This window comes from Massiliimicrobium timonense, from assembly GCF_002160865.1.
In the GTDB taxonomy this organism is placed as follows: Bacteria; Bacillota_I; Bacilli_A; order Erysipelotrichales; family Coprobacillaceae; genus Allocoprobacillus.
Map to the genome: position 1 here is coordinate 39730 of NZ_NFLJ01000017.1, position 16589 is coordinate 56318.

17 protein-coding genes are annotated in these 16589 nt (G+C 31.0%); 15 read left to right on the plus strand and 2 right to left on the minus strand.

What is annotated here, in order from left to right:
• From fabK to fabZ, 6 genes are read left to right on the plus strand one after another with little or no spacing between them, the layout of a single operon-like run.
• A complete protein-coding gene (gene fabK / locus B5E75_RS07045; RefSeq protein WP_087358056.1) occupies nucleotides 1-945 on the plus strand; it encodes an enoyl-[acyl-carrier-protein] reductase FabK in 945 nt (314 codons plus the stop codon).
• Nucleotides 942-2006, plus strand: coding sequence for an NAD(P)H-dependent flavin oxidoreductase (locus tag B5E75_RS07050; RefSeq protein ID WP_087358057.1), 1065 nt, complete (start codon nucleotides 942-944; stop codon nucleotides 2004-2006). Before fabK ends, B5E75_RS07050 begins: the two co-directional genes overlap by 4 nt.
• Nucleotides 2003-2917: an ACP S-malonyltransferase gene (fabD, locus tag B5E75_RS07055; protein WP_087358058.1), complete on the plus strand. Its 915-nt coding sequence runs from the start codon at nucleotides 2003-2005 to the stop codon at nucleotides 2915-2917. The genes B5E75_RS07050 and fabD overlap by 4 nt, the downstream gene beginning before the upstream one ends.
• On the plus strand, nucleotides 2910-3644 hold the full coding sequence (gene fabG / locus B5E75_RS07060) for a 3-oxoacyl-[acyl-carrier-protein] reductase (RefSeq protein ID WP_087358059.1): 735 nt from the start codon (nucleotides 2910-2912) through the stop codon (nucleotides 3642-3644). Before fabD ends, fabG begins: the two co-directional genes overlap by 8 nt.
• Before the next feature lie 9 nt (nucleotides 3645-3653).
• A complete protein-coding gene (fabF, locus tag B5E75_RS07065) occupies nucleotides 3654-4895 on the plus strand; it encodes a beta-ketoacyl-ACP synthase II (protein WP_420866391.1) in 1242 nt (413 codons plus the stop codon).
• Between the two features lie 2 nt (nucleotides 4896-4897).
• Nucleotides 4898-5329, plus strand: coding sequence for a 3-hydroxyacyl-ACP dehydratase FabZ (fabZ, locus tag B5E75_RS07070; RefSeq protein ID WP_087304026.1), 432 nt, complete (start codon nucleotides 4898-4900; stop codon nucleotides 5327-5329).
• A 215-nt stretch (nucleotides 5330-5544) separates the two neighbouring features.
• Here the strand turns inward: fabZ and B5E75_RS14755 are convergent, their stop codons facing one another.
• Nucleotides 5545-5679, minus strand: coding sequence for a DUF3791 domain-containing protein (locus tag B5E75_RS14755; protein ID WP_206413968.1), 135 nt, complete (start codon nucleotides 5677-5679; stop codon nucleotides 5545-5547).
• Between the two features lie 353 nt (nucleotides 5680-6032).
• The gene (locus B5E75_RS07080) at nucleotides 6033-7616 is read right to left on the minus strand and encodes a putative polysaccharide biosynthesis protein (RefSeq protein WP_087358061.1); all 1584 of its coding nucleotides are present in this window, start codon (nucleotides 7614-7616) and stop codon (nucleotides 6033-6035) included.
• Nucleotides 7617-7773: 157 nt separating this feature from the next.
• Here B5E75_RS07080 and B5E75_RS07085 point away from each other — a divergent pair, with 157 nt between their 5' ends.
• From B5E75_RS07085 to B5E75_RS07125, 9 genes are all read left to right on the plus strand, one after another.
• Nucleotides 7774-8733, plus strand: coding sequence for a hypothetical protein (locus B5E75_RS07085; RefSeq protein ID WP_087358062.1), 960 nt, complete (start codon nucleotides 7774-7776; stop codon nucleotides 8731-8733).
• 81 nt (nucleotides 8734-8814) lie between these two features.
• Nucleotides 8815-9525 carry an orotidine-5'-phosphate decarboxylase gene (pyrF, locus tag B5E75_RS07090; RefSeq protein WP_087358063.1) on the plus strand — a complete coding sequence of 237 codons (711 nt, stop codon included), beginning with the start codon at nucleotides 8815-8817 and terminating at the stop codon, nucleotides 9523-9525.
• 6 nt (nucleotides 9526-9531) lie between these two features.
• On the plus strand, nucleotides 9532-10164 hold the full coding sequence (gene pyrE / locus B5E75_RS07095; protein ID WP_087304079.1) for an orotate phosphoribosyltransferase: 633 nt from the start codon (nucleotides 9532-9534) through the stop codon (nucleotides 10162-10164).
• A 105-nt stretch (nucleotides 10165-10269) separates the two neighbouring features.
• Nucleotides 10270-11082, plus strand: coding sequence for an ABC transporter permease (locus tag B5E75_RS07100; protein WP_087304021.1), 813 nt, complete (start codon nucleotides 10270-10272; stop codon nucleotides 11080-11082).
• Nucleotides 11083-11092: 10 nt separating this feature from the next.
• Complete coding sequence (locus B5E75_RS07105) at nucleotides 11093-11905, plus strand: ABC transporter ATP-binding protein (protein ID WP_087304020.1); 813 nt, start codon at nucleotides 11093-11095, stop codon at nucleotides 11903-11905.
• 106 nt (nucleotides 11906-12011) lie between these two features.
• Nucleotides 12012-14135, plus strand: coding sequence for a glycosyltransferase family 2 protein (locus B5E75_RS07110; protein WP_162607649.1), 2124 nt, complete (start codon nucleotides 12012-12014; stop codon nucleotides 14133-14135).
• A 113-nt stretch (nucleotides 14136-14248) separates the two neighbouring features.
• Complete coding sequence (locus B5E75_RS07115) at nucleotides 14249-14956, plus strand: IspD/TarI family cytidylyltransferase (RefSeq protein WP_087305097.1); 708 nt, start codon at nucleotides 14249-14251, stop codon at nucleotides 14954-14956.
• Nucleotides 14956-15972 (plus strand): zinc-binding dehydrogenase, encoded by a 1017-nt coding sequence (locus tag B5E75_RS07120; RefSeq protein ID WP_087305096.1) that lies wholly within the window; start codon nucleotides 14956-14958, stop codon nucleotides 15970-15972. The genes B5E75_RS07115 and B5E75_RS07120 overlap by 1 nt, the downstream gene beginning before the upstream one ends.
• 133 nt (nucleotides 15973-16105) lie before the next feature.
• Nucleotides 16106-16589, plus strand: a 484-nt coding sequence (locus B5E75_RS07125) for a glycosyltransferase family 2 protein (RefSeq protein WP_143746943.1), incomplete at its 3' end; no start/stop codon positions are given.

Sequence of the window (16589 nt, forward strand, 5' to 3'; positions counted from 1 at the left end):
GTGTTATTAAATCAATTATTAAATATTCAATATCCTATTATTCAAGGAGCAATGGCAAACATTGCAACAGCATCTTTTGCTGCATGTGTTTCTAATAGTGGGGGATTAGGTATCATTGCGACAGGATCAATGGATGCCAATCAGACACGCATTGAAATTCAAAAATGTAAACAATTAACGACACAGCCATTTGGTGTCAATGTCATGTTGATGAATCCTTATGCCAGTGAAATTATTGATGTTATTGTTGAAGAAGGTGTACATGTTGTGACAACTGGTGCAGGAAATCCAGGACCATACATGGCTAAATTAAAAGAAGCTGGCATTAAAGTATTCCCTGTTGTTCCAAGTGTTGGATTAGCCAAACGCATGGAAAGAGCAGGAGCCGATGCTTTGATTGTTGAAGGTGGAGAATCAGGTGGGCATGTTGGTGAAATGACAACAATGGCCTTAGTTCCACAAGTTGTAGATGCAGTGAATATTCCAGTTATTGCAGCTGGTGGTATTGGTGATGGTCGAGGTATGATGGCAGCATTCAGTTTAGGTGCTATTGGAGTTCAAGTAGGAACATGTTTATTAGTTGCTGAGGAATGTCCAATTCATGAAAATTATAAGGATGCAGTCATTAAAGCAAAAGATACAGATACTGTTGTGACAGGAAGAAGTGTCAATACGCCTGTACGTATTTTAAAGAATCAAATGGCAAGAGAGTATTTAAAATTAGAAGGACATTTTGAAAGTCGAGAAGAATTAGAAAAATTAACATTGGGTGCTTTGAGAAAAGCCGTTCAAGAAGGTGACGTGAAAACAGGTTCTGTAATGATGGGACAAATTGCCGGAATGGTCAAAGAACGTAAACCTATGAAACAGATTTTAGAAGAAATGATGACTTCAACAAAAGATGTGTATGCCCATTTACAGGAAGTCATGGAGGATATTCAATGATTCAAATACAAGATCGTATAATGAAACTTCCTATCATTCAAGGTGGTATGGGAGTAGGTATCTCGTTATCATCTTTAGCTGGTCATGTGGCTAAATGTGGTGCTATGGGTGTGATTAGTGCAGCACATCCTGGATATAACTATGAAGGATTTAGAAAGAATCCTGTAGCTATTAACTGTCAAGCGATTAAAGATCATATTCAACGTGCCAAAGAGATTGCTAAAGGAAATGGTTTAATTGGTGTGAATATCATGGTTGCCAGTCGTGATTATGAAAAATTTGTAAAAGCTTCTGTGGATGGTGGCTGTGATGCGATTATTTCAGGAGCAGGATTACCTCTAGATTTACCAAAATGGGCAAAAGGAAAAACATTATTAGCACCGATTGTATCAAGTGGTAAAGCGGCAAGATTGATTGCCAGAGTTTGGGATAAACGTTATCAGTATACACCTGATTTTGTTGTGATTGAAGGTAGTGAAGCAGGTGGACATCTTGGTTTTAAAAAAGAAGATTTATTGGCACATACATGCCAGACATTAACTGAGATTTTAAGTGATGTCAAAAAAGAATTAAAAGTCTGGGAAGAAAAATATAAAAAAACAATTCCTGTTTTCGTCGCTGGTGGAATTGATTCTGGTAAAAAAATAGCTGAATTAGTGAAACAGGGGGCTGCTGGTGTACAAATTGCAACACCATTTATTGCCACTTATGAATGTGATGCAGCTCAGGAATTTAAAGATATGGTCATTCAATGTACAGAGGATGATATAGAGCTTGTTACAAGTCCTGCGGGTATGCCGGGTCGTGCGATTGTGAATGATTTTGTTAAGAAAACAAGACAGACAGGAAATATCTGTATGAAAAAATGTCTTGAATGTATGATTCCTTGTACACCAGAAAATACACCTTATTGTATTAGTGAAGCGTTGATTCAAAGTGTGAAAGGGAATGTCCAAAATGGTTTGATTTTTGTAGGAAGTCAAGCTGCCAGAATTCATGATATGAAACATGTTGAAGAAGTGATTCAAGAATATATGGAAGAAATGGAGGAAAATCTATGAAAATTGGTATGATTTTTGCTGGTCAGGGAAGCCAATATGTTGGTATGGGAAAAGCTTTCTATGATGCTTTTCAAGAAGCGAAAGATGTGTATGATCAGGCACATATTGATATTGATGTCAAGAAAGTTTGTTTTGATGGACCAGAAGATGTTCTTAATGAAACATCATATGCTCAGCCTTGTATTTTAACAACCTCATTAGCTATTGCGAAAGTGATTGAAGCACATGGTATTCATCCAGACTATGTCGCTGGATTATCTTTAGGAGAATATTCAGCTTTAGCTTATGCCGGAGCTTTTGATATACAAGATGCGATTACTATTGTTAGACATCGTGGGCAAATCATGAGTGAAGCCCTGCCAGCTGGAACAACATCTATGGCTGCTGTTTTAGCAATGGATGCAACAAAGATTCAAGAAGTGATTGCTCCTATTGATGGAGTAACGATTGCCAATTACAATTGTCCAGGACAGATTGTTATTACAGGAGTGAAAGAAGCTGTTGAAACAGCATCACAAAAATTAAAAGAAGCAGGAGCTAAACGTGTCATTCCATTGAAAGTTTCAGGAGCATTCCATTCTCCATTATTAGAAGAAGCTTCACACCAGTTAAAAGCAGAATTAGAAAAATATGATATTCATCAACCTCGTATACCAGTTGTTTATAATGTTTCTGGAAAAGAAGAAGATGGTGATTTGATTGACATTTTAACTCGACAAATCAAATCAAGTGTTTATTTCTATCAATCAATTCAATATATGATTGCTCAAGGGGTTGAAGCTTTTGTAGAAATTGGACCAGGTAAAGCATTAAGTGCTTTTGTGAAGAAAACAGATAAAACAATTCCAGTTTATAGTGTAGATAGTATTGAAGGATTAAATCAAATGTTAGGAGCGTTAAAAAATGGGTAAAGTAGCGTTAATTACAGGAGCAAGTCGTGGGATTGGAAAAGCGATTGCTTTAAAATTTGCAAGTGAAGGTTATGATATTGCGATTAATTATATTGGAAATCAAGAAGAAGCTTTGGAAGTCCAAAAAGAATGTTGTCAATATGGTGTTCAAGCTATGATTCATGAAGGTGATGTCACTGATTATGATGCGATGGATCAAATGATGAAAACAGTTTTAGAAAAATTAGGTTCTATTGATGTTCTTGTGAATAATTCAGGAATTACAAAAGATCAGTTATTATTAAAGATGAACACACAATCATTTATGGATGTCATTGATGTCAATTTAAAAGGGACATTCAATACGATTAAAGCTGTTTCTCGTATTATGATGAAACAAAGAAATGGTGTTATTATCAATATGGCAAGTGTGATTGGAATTATTGGTAATGTTGGGCAAGCTAACTATGCAGCTAGTAAAGCAGGAGTGATTGCTTTAACAAAATCAGTAGCGAAAGAATTAGCGCCACGTCATATTCGTGCTAATGCGATTGCACCAGGATTCATTGCAACAAAGATGACAGAAGTTTTAAGTGATGATACAAAAGACAATATCTTGAAAAATATTCCATTACAAAAAATGGGTGAACCAGAAGATGTTGCGAATGTTGCATACTTTTTAGCAAGTGATAGTGCCAAATATATCACTGGTCAAGTGATTAATGTTGATGGCGGAATGGTCATGTAAGGAGGACAAATGATGAAAAGAAGAGTTGTCGTTACAGGTATGGGTGCTGTATCACCAATTGGAAATACAGTTGAAGAAACATGGGATGGTATTTTAAATCAAGTCTGTGGAATAGATGAAATTACTCATTTTGATACAACAGATTATAAAGTGAAATTAGCTGGTGAAGTAAAAAATCTTGATTTAGAACAATATTTTACAAAAAGAGATTTAAAATTTAATGATCGTTTTACGCAATTTGCCAGAGTTGTTTCTAAACAGGCTATTGAAAATGCAAAGTTGGATTTAGAAACAATGAATAAAAATCGTTTTGGTGTCATTATTGGTAGTGGTATTGGTGGTGTTGAATCTATTGAAAAAGCGGAACAAAGTTTATTAAATAGAGGACCATCAAAAGTTTCACCATATTTTATTCCTATGACTTTAATTAATTTAGCAGCAGGAAGTGTTGCGATTGATTTAGGTGCAAAAGGTTATGTATCTTCTGTTGTAACCGCATGTGCAGCTGGAACAAATGCAATTGGTGAAGCCTTCCATAAAATCAGAGATGGATATGAAGATGTTATGATTGCTGGAGGAAGTGAAGCTTCTATTACACCATTATCAGTTGCAGGATTTGCTTCTATGAAAGCTTTGCATACTGGTGAGGATAAAAATCGTGCTTCTATTCCTTTCGATAAAGATCGTAGTGGCTTTGTCATGGGTGAAGGAGCAGCTGTTTTAGTGTTAGAAGAATTACAACATGCCTTAGATAGAAATGCGACAATCTATGGTGAAATTGTTGGTTATGGAGCAACTTGCGATGCTTATCATATTACAGCACCATTATCTGATGGAAGCGGTGGTGGAGAAGCGATGAAACAGGCTTTAGAAGATGCTGCTTTACAACCATCTGATATTGATTATATCAATGCTCATGGGACATCTACACCATTAAATGATAAGACAGAAACAATGGCTGTGAAATATGCTTTTGGTGACGATGCATATCATTTGGCTATGTCATCTACAAAATCTTATACAGGACATTTATTAGGAGCGAGTGGTGCATTAGAATCTGTTATCTGTGTCAAAGCATTACAAGATGGATATATTCCAGCTACAATTCATTATCAAAATAAAGATGAAGAATGTGATTTGGATATTGTTGCAAATGTTGGTAGAAAACAAGATATTCATTATGTTATGAATAACTCTTTAGGTTTTGGTGGACATAATGCATCATTAATCTTTAAAAAATGGGAGGATTAGTCATGTTATATAATTCTAATGATATTCAAAAAATTATTCCCCATCGTTATCCATTTTTACTTGTTGATTGTATTGAAAGTATTAGTGAAGATGGAAAAACAATTGTTGGGAAAAAATGTGTGACTGCAAATGAAATGCAATTTTTAGGGCATTTCCCTGAAAAACATGTGATGCCAGGTGTTCTTATTATTGAAGCATTAGCACAAACAGGATGTGTCTTATTACTTTCTAAAGAAGAAAATAAAGGAAAGATTGCTTTCTTTGCTGGAATTAATAAAGCACGTTTTAGAAAACAGGTTATTCCTGGTGATGTTTTAACAATGACTGTCACTTTGACAAAAGAAAAAGGTGGTATTTACTTTGCATCTATTCAAGCAAAAGTAGAAGATGAAATTGCAGTGACAGGAGAAATTATGTGTGCTGTAGGTGAATAATAAAAAAAGCAGAAAGATTTTGACATCTTTCTGTTTTTTTTATGGTTTTATAAAAGTTATTAAGGCTCTGTGTCAAGAGTGATATTTCTATTGATGTATTGTATAAAATAGATGATGACTATGATTCATTTTAGTATTGATTACCATGCTGGTTGTCCTGTTTCAATAAGGTTATCAATATCTTTATAAGCATTTTCAATAGCTTCTATATGATATCATTCATACATATTATAAACAAAATCAGTTAAATTTTTTTCATCCAGTTGTTTTAAAACTTTTCCTGCACTTGTTCTTTTATAGTTTGCATAACTTTCAAGTAAGTAAGCAAAAAATCTCAATTCTTTATTCAATTTCATCACTTCTTAGATACAGTGAATTTTTGGATTACCAGTTGCTTCTTCATATTCCCACATGTCAAAGATAGCAAGACTACTCAAATACCATCATTTCATATCATCATTCAATAACATTGTGTGTTTGGGAATTTAAAAAGATTCTTAGTGCATCCATATCAGTGACTGTTTTTTTGCAATCAGTATTGCAACTTCACTATCAATATTTTGTAAAATGTTTGGTTTTGTTTTATTGATCATACTGCTTCACCTCGATAGATTTTAAACATTCTCATTAAAAAAGCATATAGATAGAATGATTACTATGGTTTTAAAAACTATTGGTGATTGATTTTCCAATAGTTTTTCATTTAATGTTTTTTAAACTTGTAAATAATTTTATTGGCATAAGGAATAGAAGAAAGTTCTTGAGGATGGTCTGAATAGAAATAGAAGATAATAACAAAGTAAACAATAACTCCTATGATCACGGCAAGTACTAATGGAATAAGAACTTTTCTTGTTAGGGCAAATAAACCATAGTAAACAATGGCTACAATGATACCCATGAAGATAGAAGAAATAATAGGTAATAAATATGTCTTTTTTATTTCTTGTCTATAACGTGTGATTTTACGTAACATTCTTTGATTTAAATAACATACTTGTAAACCATATAAACAATTGGCTATCATCAAAGCATAGAGTCCTAAAGGTGTAAACATCAATAAAAGGATTGTGATGACTAAATGGTAGATCAAAGCTGTAGCAGCGTTTTTTAAAGGCGTGTTGACTTCTCCAAGAGCCTGTAAAATTCCATTGGTTAGAGTTGATAAACCAAAGAAAACAATACCTGGACTTCCTAGAGCTAACATTAATGTAGAAGTGGCAACTGTTTCTTCTTGAGGAAAGAGGATACCAATAATAGGATAAGCCAAGACACTCATACCCACAGCAGCCGGAATAAGTAACAGCATTGTCACACGAATGCCTGAACGAATATGTTCTCTTGTTTCACGGGCATTTTTTAATGACCATGATGAAGAAATAGCAGGAATGGATGCTGTTGACATAGCAGAAGCTAAAGCCACAGGAACATTTTGTAAAACAATATATTGACCAGAATAAACACCCCACATAGAGGCTGAAGTTGGATCAGTTCCAATAATAAAAGAATAAATATATTGGTCAATAACAGTAATAAGATTATAAACACATGTTGCAAAGATAATAGGTGTGACTATATGAATAATCATTTTGAAAATATCTTTATAAGAATCTTCATAATCATCAGGAGTATCTTTAATAATTAAATGATTACGATTCTTTAAATACATAATCATCATAAAAATTAAACCCACCAGAACACCGATACCAGGTCCAACTGCTCCCCCAGCGGCACCTGCAGCAGCCATTTCACTGCCACCTGTTTCCATCAATGGCTTAATGAATAAATAAGCACATCCAATGGCGACAATTGCATTAAAAATCTGTTCAATAATTTGTGAAACAGATGTATAAAAAGTTGTCTGATGAGCCTGAAAATAACCTCTAAAGACACCCAATAGACCAGATAGGAAAATAGTTGGACAAAGGATTCTCAGTGGTAATACAGAATACCCTGTAACAAGTAAAGGGGCTAAAAGATAGGCAATGATCGAAGCACTACCACCAATAATACAAATATAGATAAATGAACATTTTAAAATCTTTTGTACATTATTATATTGATGAATAGCTAGTTTTTCAGCAATTAACTTTGAAATAGCTGTTGGAATACTATAAGAAGATAAGAGTAATATTAAAGCATAAATATTATATGCCATTGAATAATAACCAATACCTTCTGCACTAATTAATGCTGTTAAGGGGCTTTTATATAAAGCTCCAATGATTCGTACGAAAATACCTGCAATTGCAAGTATAGATGCCTGTTTAACGATTGAACGTGACATGGGTAAACCTCACTTTCCAGTAATTCTTTGTTTATTATAACATTAATTCCAATAATTGCAAAAAAACTTATATATTTATACATAAAATGATTTTTTTCATAGGTTTTACACATTGATTGTATAATATACTGATAGTGAAAGGAATGGTGAAAAAGTATTGAAAAAATTTTTAAAGATATTTTTAATATTTATGGTAATGATATCTACGATTTACGGATGTTATCGATTTTATCAAGAAAAAAAAGAAGAAAAACAATTACAAAGAATTCAAAATCAAGTCAATGAACAGTCGAAAAGAAAGATTGATGATGAATTATCAGTTATTGCTATTGGAAATAGTAATTTATATAGTGGTTTTAATCCATTACAATTGTGGCATGAGTATAAAATAACGTCTTTTGTGGCTGCTGAACCAAGTCAAGATCCTAATCGTGCTTATTATATTTTAAAAAATGTTTTAGAGTTTCAACACCCCCAATTAATTATATGGGAGATGGATGAAATGTTTACAGGAAAGGATTTTAATGATGAAAAAGCTCAAAAATATGCACCGATGAATCTATTTCCTATAGCTAGAAATTATACAAATTGGAAGAAATATTCAGCTCAATCATTTAAAAACTATGATAATTATGATTATAACTATCTTTCAAGGATGGCTACAAAGGGTTATTTATATAAAACAAAAGTAAAAGCAAGAAAGCAAAATAAAAATTTTATGATCAAAACAATCAAAAGAGCTAATATAAAACCACATAGACAAGAAATATTTTATAAAATTGTGAGTTTATTAAAAGAAAAGCAAATTCCTTTATTATTAATAACGATTCCATCAGCGAGATCATGGACGATGGAGAAACATAATACAATCATGGATTTATCAAAAGAAGTGGGTGTTCCATTTTTGGATTTGAATTTAAATAATCAGTTAATTAATTGGAAAAAAGACACAAGGGATGAAGGAATGCATCTTAATGATTATGGGGCACAAAAAGTAACAGCTTATATAGGAGAGTATTTAAAGGAACATAACTTAATAGAGAATCAAACAATAAGTCAAGAAAGTCAGAAGATGTGGGATCAAGATTATTATGATTATATTGAAATGATCAATTAAACTTCATGAAATGTAAAAAAGTCTATTTTAACATCTATATATTGTGCTATAATATATAAAAATATGTCTTGGAGGAGAATTATGAACGATAGTAGAATTTGTATTGCATTAGATTTTCAAACAAAGCAAGATGTTAAAGATTTCTTAGATAAGTTTGAAGATGAAAAACTGTATGTCAAAATTGGAATGGAATTATTTTATGGCGAAGGAATTGAAATGATTAAAATGATCAAAGAAAAAGGACATAAAATTTTTCTTGATTTAAAATTACATGATATTCCTAATACTGTAAAAAGTGCCATGAAGCAATTAGCTAAATTAGATGTTGATATGGTTAATGTTCATGCTTCAGGAAGTATTGCAATGATGAAAGCCGCTATTGAAGGTTTAAATGAAGGAGCTAATGGAGGAAAACGTCCTTTATGTATTGCTGTAACATGTTTAACATCATTAGATCAAAAAGTTTTAGATGATGAATTATTAATTCATGAACCATTAGAAAATGTTGTTTTAAAATGGGCACAAAATGCGAAAGAAGCTGGATTAGATGGTGTTGTCTGTTCACCTTTAGAATCAAAGATTATTCATGAAAATTTAGGAATGGACTTTTTAACAGTGACACCGGGTATCCGTCTTGCAAGTGATAGTGTGAATGATCAAAAACGTGTCACAACACCAGCTATGGCAAGAGAATTAACATCAAGTTATATCGTTGTAGGAAGAACAATTACAAACGCTGCTGATCCAGTAGCAACATATAAAGAAGTTTATAAACAATTTCAAGGAGAGTAGAGAATTATGGAAAAAACTATAGCAAAAGATTTATTAAGTATTCAAGCAGTCTTTTTAAGACCAAATGAGCCTTTTACTTGGGCATCAGGTATTAAATCACCTATTTATTGTGATAATCGTTTGACATTATCTTATCCTGAAGTCAGAAAAGATATTGAACAAGGATTAGCAAAACTTATTAAAGAAAACTATCCAGAATGTGAATGTTTAATGGGAACAGCGACTGCCGGAATTGCACATGCGGCTTTAGCGGCTGACATTTTAGATTTACCAATGGGATATGTTCGTGGTGGAGCCAAATCACATGGAAGAAATAATCGTATTGAAGGATTAGTGAAACCAGGAATGAAAGTTGTAGTTGTTGAAGATTTGATTTCAACAGGTGGCTCATCATTAGAATGTGTAGATGCTTTAAGAGAAGCAGGCTGCGAAGTTTTAGGAATGGTTGCTATCTTTACATATGGATTAGAAGATTCAGCGAAAAACTTTGCTGCTAAGGATTGTAGTTTTTATACACTTACAAACTATGATACTTTAATTCAAGTTGCAGTTGAACATGAGTATATTGAAGCTGCTGATTTAGAAAAATTGAAAGCATGGAAAAAAGATCCTCATGATGAATCTTGGATGAGCAAGTAAAGTTAAAAAATAGGATGAAAAGGGGATGAAATGTAATTAATGTTGCAATTTCTCCCTTTTTAATGTATAACTATAGAGGTTATGAGAGTCTTAAGGAGGATACATATGTTCAAGAGTTTGAGATATGTCTTAAAAGAAAATTTTACAAACTTATTTAGAATATATTCAATTGCTAAATATGAAATATTAGCAGATATGAGGGATTCTAAATTGGGATTATTCTGGAACTTTGCTAATCCAACTATTCAAGTTTTAACTTATTGGTTAGTATTCGGAGTTATTTTACCAGGACGTTCAGATGAAGATGGTATTCCATATTTATGTTGGTTACTTGGTGGTATTGTTGTCTGGTTTTTTATCTCTCCATGTATTACAAATGGATGTAATGCTGTGTATGCTAAAAGAGATGTTATTACAAAAATGAAATTTCCTGTGAGTATTTTACCTGCAACAGTTGTAATGAAAGAATTGTTTAATCATCTTTGTTTGATGATTATCTTAGTTGTTTTATTTTTGATATTTGGATTTTATCCAAATATTCACTGGTTTGGATTATTATATTATTTATTCTGTGCAGTTATTTTTTCTATTTCTTTATCAATGACAACATCAGTTTTAAATATGTTAGCTAGAGATACACGAAAATTGATTTTAGCTTGTATGCGTTTATTACTCTATTTAACACCAGTTTTATGGAGTCCTCATAAACTAGATGGACATAGAATTCTGTCGGTGTTAATGAAGTTTAATCCTATTGATTATATTGTACAGGGATATCGAGATTGCTTTTTCTTTCATCAAGGATTGTTATCGTTTGGATATCAAGGATTAATTTTCTGGGGTATTACAATCTTGCTTCTTATTGTAGGAAGTTATATGATGTATAAGTTTAAACATAAGTTTATTGATTTGATGTAGAGGTGTTAAGATGAATCAAGAATATGCAATAGAATTTAATCATGTATCTAAAATATACACTTTAAAATCTAAAGATAAAAAACATAAAGAAGACCAGAGATTTTATGCTTTGAAAGATATTAATTTTAAAATACCGAAAGGGGAAGTTGTAGGCGTTTTGGGAACTAATGGTTCTGGTAAATCAACAATGTCAATTATTCTGGCAGGTATTAGTGAAATTGATGAAGGAGAAATGATTGTCAATGGTGAACAATCATTAATTGCTATTAATACAGGCTTAAATATGCAATTAACTGGTATGGAAAATATAGAATTAAAAGGAGCTTTATTAGGACTTTCTAAGAAAAGGATTCAAGAGATTAAAGATGGAGTCATAGCATTTGCAGAAATTGGTGATTTCTTATATCAGCCTGTAAAAAAATATTCTAGTGGTATGAAGTCTAGATTAGGTTTTTCTATTAATTTATGTTTGGATCCGGATATTTTAATTGTTGATGAAGCTTTATCTGTAGGGGATAAAGGATTTGCCCAAAAATGTATTAATCGTATGAATGATTTAAAAGACGAGGGAAAGACTATTATCTTTATATCACATACATTGCCACAAGTTCGCTCATTTTGTAATAAAGCAATGTGGATTGAGGGTGGAATGTTAAGAGAGTATGGTGATATTGATGAGGTTTGTGACCATTATGCTGAATATGTCGATTACTACAATGCATTGTCAAATGAAGATAAGAAAAAAGAACGTGATGATAAATTTAATAAAAGATTATTAAAAGATTATAAACCTAGTCTTTTTGATCGTATTTTTCATTTATAAACCTTAGTACTGACGTACTGAGGTTTTTTTAATATTGTATTAACATTTGTTTAATGATAAGTTCATATAGAATATTTATTTTAGATAGTAGGAAAGGAGTATGCAAATGGATGTAAAAATATCAATTATTATTCCAGTCTATAATGTTGAAGATTATTTGAAAGAATGTTTAGATAGTTTATTAAGACAAACTTTTACAGAATTTGAAATCATTTGTATTGATGATGGTTCAAGTGACAATTCATTAGATATTTTAAAAAAATATCAACTTCTTGATACACGAATCACGGTTTTAAATCAGCAACATCAGTTCGCTGGAACTGCTAGAAATAAAGGAATATCTTGTGCGAAAGGAGAATACTTATTATTTTTAGACGCTGATGACTTTTTTGAGAAAGATATGTTAGAGAAAATATATGAGCAAGGGAAAAAGACACAAGCACAAATTATTTTGTTTGATGCCAGAAAATATCATCAATTAACAAAGGAGTATGATGAAGTTACTTATTATTTACGTAATGAAATACTAAAAGATAAAGAAATATTTAATAGACATGATTTTCCAGATGATATATTGACTCTATCTAATCCGGCTCCCTGGACAAAATGTTTTTTAAAAAAATTTATCTTAGAAGAAAAATTGCTTTTTCAAAATTTAGCAAATACAAATGATGCTTATTTTACAATAAGTGCAATGGCTATTGCTGATAGAATTACATGGATTGATACTAAACTTGTTAATTATCGTATAGGGTTACTTCAAAATACACAAAGCCATAAAGAAAAAAATCCGTTATGTTTTATTGATGCCTATAGAGCTATTTATGATGAATTGAACAAAAGAGGAATTTATCATGAAGTAGAACGTTCTTTTGTAAAGGTAGCATTATCATCTACAGTATATTGTATGAATTCAATTCATGATGAGAAGGTCAAAAAAGAAATTATCTATGCATTACAAGACAACAAGTTTTCAGATATGAATCTCTTAAATTATCCAGAAGACTTTTACTTAAATAAACGTGATTATAATAGTGTTAGGGGATATAATTGTATATATAAAGAGTATCAAATTATGGAGAAGAATAAACAGATTTGTGATGAATATGAAGTTACTATTAAAGCAGATTTACATCAACAACCCTTTGTATCAGTTATTATTCCTATATATGATGTAGAAAAATATTTACCTGCATGTCTGGAAAGTATTGTTAATCAATCATTGAAGAACATTGAGATTATTTGTGTTATTGATGGTTCACCAGATCATTGTCAAAAAATTGTTGAGTCATATGCAACTTATGATGATAGAATAACGATGCTTGTACAAAGAAATATGGGGTTATCTGCATCTAGAAATCACGGATTTAAGGAAGCAAAAGGTGAATATGTTTATTTCATGGACAGTGATGATATTCTTGACTATAATGCTTTAAAAGAATTATATGATTTTTCAATGAAAGAAAATTTGGATTCTGTGTACTTTGATGCATCTTGCTTTGCTGATGATTTTAAACTAAACGAAAAAATTCTTGACCAATATCATAGAAAGTTCTCATATCCAAAAGTATGTATGGGTATAGAACTTTTTAGAAAGATGAATGAAAATGATGAATATAGGGTTTCTGCTTGTCTACAATTCAATAAACGACAACATATATTAAATCAACATGTTCTTTTCCATGAAGGAGTTCTACATGAAGATAATGCCTTTACAACAATTAATTTAATAACTGCTAAAAAAGTCGGTTATATACATAAGGATTATTTTCATCGAAGATATCGTGAAAATTCTATAATGACAAAAAAAGAAAATTTTCAAAATGTTTATGGGTATTATATTGCTTTTAAAGATGTTTATCAATTTATTCAAGATTTAGATTGGATATATAAAAGTGAAAATCAAATAATATTTGATTGGTTATTACGCATACTAACAAATGCAAGAGATATATTTGCACGTTTAGATGATGCAGAGAAAAGTTCATATCTTGGATTGGATTTTACTGAAAAAAATGATTTTAGAATTTTAGTAAGTACACCTGGTTATGTGAAAAGTGAACTTATATTTAAACAACAAAGATTACAGCAAACATTTGATGAAAAATATGAACGTGGGTTAATCATTAAAGAATTACGAACAGAAAACAAGCAATTAAAAAAATCAATTAATCGATTAAAACCTTCTACTTGGATTAAATACATTAAAAGGCATATACGTATAAAATGAATATAAATTAATATGTGCTTAACCTTAATTTAATATATTTTTAATAGTGATTGACTTTAAATAGTTTAAAGGTTAAAATATGAAATGTGTTGTACTAAATGGAGGAAAAAAATATGATTTATGCAGAAATTTTAGCTGGTGGAAAAGGAACAAGAATGGGTAATACAGAATTACCTAAACAGTTTTTAAAATTAGGACATAAGCCTATATTTATCCATACAGTTGAGCAGTTTATTTTAAATAAAAGAATTGAAAAAATTCTTATTTGTTGTCCTGAACAATGGATGTCTTATACAAAAGATACACTAAAAAAGTATGAAGTCAAATCTGATAAAGTTATTGTTGTTGCAGGTGGATCTACGCGTAATGATACTATTATGAATGGTATTCGATATATAGAAGAAAACATAGGATTAAATGATGATGATATCATTATTACACATGATGCTGTTAGACCATTTTTAACACAGAGAATTATTGATGATAATATTGATGGTGCTTTGGAATATGGTGCTGTAGATACAGTTGTTGAAGCTTTTGATACGATTGTTCACTCTGTTGATGGAAAAGTGATAACTGATATTCCAATTAGAAGTGAGATGTATCAGGGACAGACACCACAATCATTTAATATCAAATTATTAAAAGATTTATTCTTATCATTAACAGATGATGAAAAAAACATCTTAACTGATGCATGTAAAGCACTAGTTATTAAGGGTACACCAGTTCATCTTGTAAGAGGTGAAGTTTACAATATGAAAATCACAACTCAGCATGATTTAAAAGTCGCTAATGGTTTAGTGGAAGGTGACAAATAATGATTAATCAAGCGTATAGATTAATAGCTCCTAAACAAATTCGTGCAGATTTTGTTGATTTAAAAATGGATGATGAGAATATTATTGTTAGACCAACTTATCTTTCTATTTGTGCGGCAGATCAAAGATATTATACTGGAAGTCGTGGACGAGTGATAATGAAGCAAAAATTACCTATGGCATTGATTCATGAGTCAGTTGGTGAAGTTGTTTATGATCCAAAGGGTGAATATAAAGTTGGGACTAATGTAGTAATGATACCCAATACACCTATGGAGAAAGATGATATCATTAAGGAAAATTATTTACGTTCTAGTCAATTTAGAGCCAGTGGTTTTGATGGTTTTATGCAAAATGTTGTAAGTATGCGTAGGGATTTGATTATACCTTTTAAAATGGAACCTAGAGTAGCAGTTTTGCTTGAATTAACAAGTGTTGTCATGAATGCGGTGGAAAATTTTAAAAAAATTTCTAATGAACGAAAAAATGTTATTGGTATATGGGGAAATGGAAATTTAGGATTTATTTCTGCATTAGTTCTAAAGAAAACTTATCCTGACACAAAAATTATTGTATTTGGTGTTGAAGAACATAAGATGGCTTATTTTTCATTTGTAGATGATACATACTTGATTAATAATATTCCAAGTGACTTAAAAGTTGATCATGCATTTGAGTGTGTTGGTGGACGAGGAAGTGAAGCTGCAATCAATCAAATCATTGATTATATTCAGCCTCAAGGTACCATTTCACTTATGGGAGTAAGTGAAACACCGGTAGGGATTAATACAAGAATGGTTTTAGAAAAAGGTTTGACACTTTTAGGTAATAGTCGCAGCAATTATGATGATTTTAAGAAATCTGTCGAATTAATGGAAACTTATCCAGATGTTTGTGAATATCTTTCTACAATTATCTCAGAAGAAGTTGTTGTTCAATCCATAAAAGATATGCATAAAGCTTTTGAAGATGATTTAAATAATGATTTCAAAACAGTTATGAAATGGGACATTTAAGACAAGATTTTTATCTTGTCTTTATTTTTATAGAATTATATATCAAATATCATAATTTAAGAACATATGTTCATTTTTAAAAAGTATTTATAGATGTAAATATGTAATCTCATAACATAAGGAGGATTTAAAAGTGAGTGACTTTAAATATCTAGTTACAGTTATTATACCAGTATATAATACACAAGATTATATAGAAGAATGTGTACTATCAATTGAAAATCAAAAGATGGATGTTTCTAAGATTGAAGTATTATTAATAAATGATGGCTCAAAGGATCAAAGTGGAAATATTTGTGAAAATCTTTCTAAAAAATATGCAAATATTACTTATATCTGTAAAGATAATTCTGGAGTTTCAGATACACGAAATATTGGTATTCAAAGAGCACGTGGAAAATATATAATGCTTCTTGATTCAGATGATTATCTAGATAAGAAAAGTATTAAAAATTTAGTAGATTTCTTTGATAAACATTATAATGAAGTGGATTTAATTACATATCCAATTTATTGGGATCGTAATGGTAAAATATCATTACATGGACGTTACAGTTCAAAAAACTATGATAAAGGAACTGGAATATATGATTTAAATCAATATCCGCATTTAAATC

Excerpts from the sequence above, each read along its gene's own strand:
- fabG (WP_087358059.1), top strand. The coding sequence starts at position 2,910 with ATGGGTAAAGTAGCGTTAATTACAGGAGCAAGTCGTGGGATTGGAAAA.
- B5E75_RS07080 (WP_087358061.1), bottom strand. The coding sequence starts at position 7,616 with ATGTCACGTTCAATCGTTAAACAGGCATCTATACTTGCAATTGCAGGT.
- B5E75_RS07100 (WP_087304021.1), top strand. The coding sequence starts at position 10,270 with ATGTTCAAGAGTTTGAGATATGTCTTAAAAGAAAATTTTACAAACTTA.
- B5E75_RS07115 (WP_087305097.1), top strand. The coding sequence starts at position 14,249 with ATGATTTATGCAGAAATTTTAGCTGGTGGAAAAGGAACAAGAATGGGT.
- fabF (WP_420866391.1), top strand. The coding sequence starts at position 3,654 with ATGATGAAAAGAAGAGTTGTCGTTACAGGTATGGGTGCTGTATCACCA.
- B5E75_RS07050 (WP_087358057.1), top strand. The coding sequence starts at position 942 with ATGATTCAAATACAAGATCGTATAATGAAACTTCCTATCATTCAAGGT.
- pyrE (WP_087304079.1), top strand. The coding sequence starts at position 9,532 with ATGGAAAAAACTATAGCAAAAGATTTATTAAGTATTCAAGCAGTCTTT.
- B5E75_RS07105 (WP_087304020.1), top strand. The coding sequence starts at position 11,093 with ATGAATCAAGAATATGCAATAGAATTTAATCATGTATCTAAAATATAC.
- B5E75_RS07110 (WP_162607649.1), top strand. The coding sequence starts at position 12,012 with ATGGATGTAAAAATATCAATTATTATTCCAGTCTATAATGTTGAAGAT.
- B5E75_RS07120 (WP_087305096.1), top strand. The coding sequence starts at position 14,956 with ATGATTAATCAAGCGTATAGATTAATAGCTCCTAAACAAATTCGTGCA.
- fabD (WP_087358058.1), top strand. The coding sequence starts at position 2,003 with ATGAAAATTGGTATGATTTTTGCTGGTCAGGGAAGCCAATATGTTGGT.
- fabZ (WP_087304026.1), top strand. The coding sequence starts at position 4,898 with ATGTTATATAATTCTAATGATATTCAAAAAATTATTCCCCATCGTTAT.
- pyrF (WP_087358063.1), top strand. The coding sequence starts at position 8,815 with ATGAACGATAGTAGAATTTGTATTGCATTAGATTTTCAAACAAAGCAA.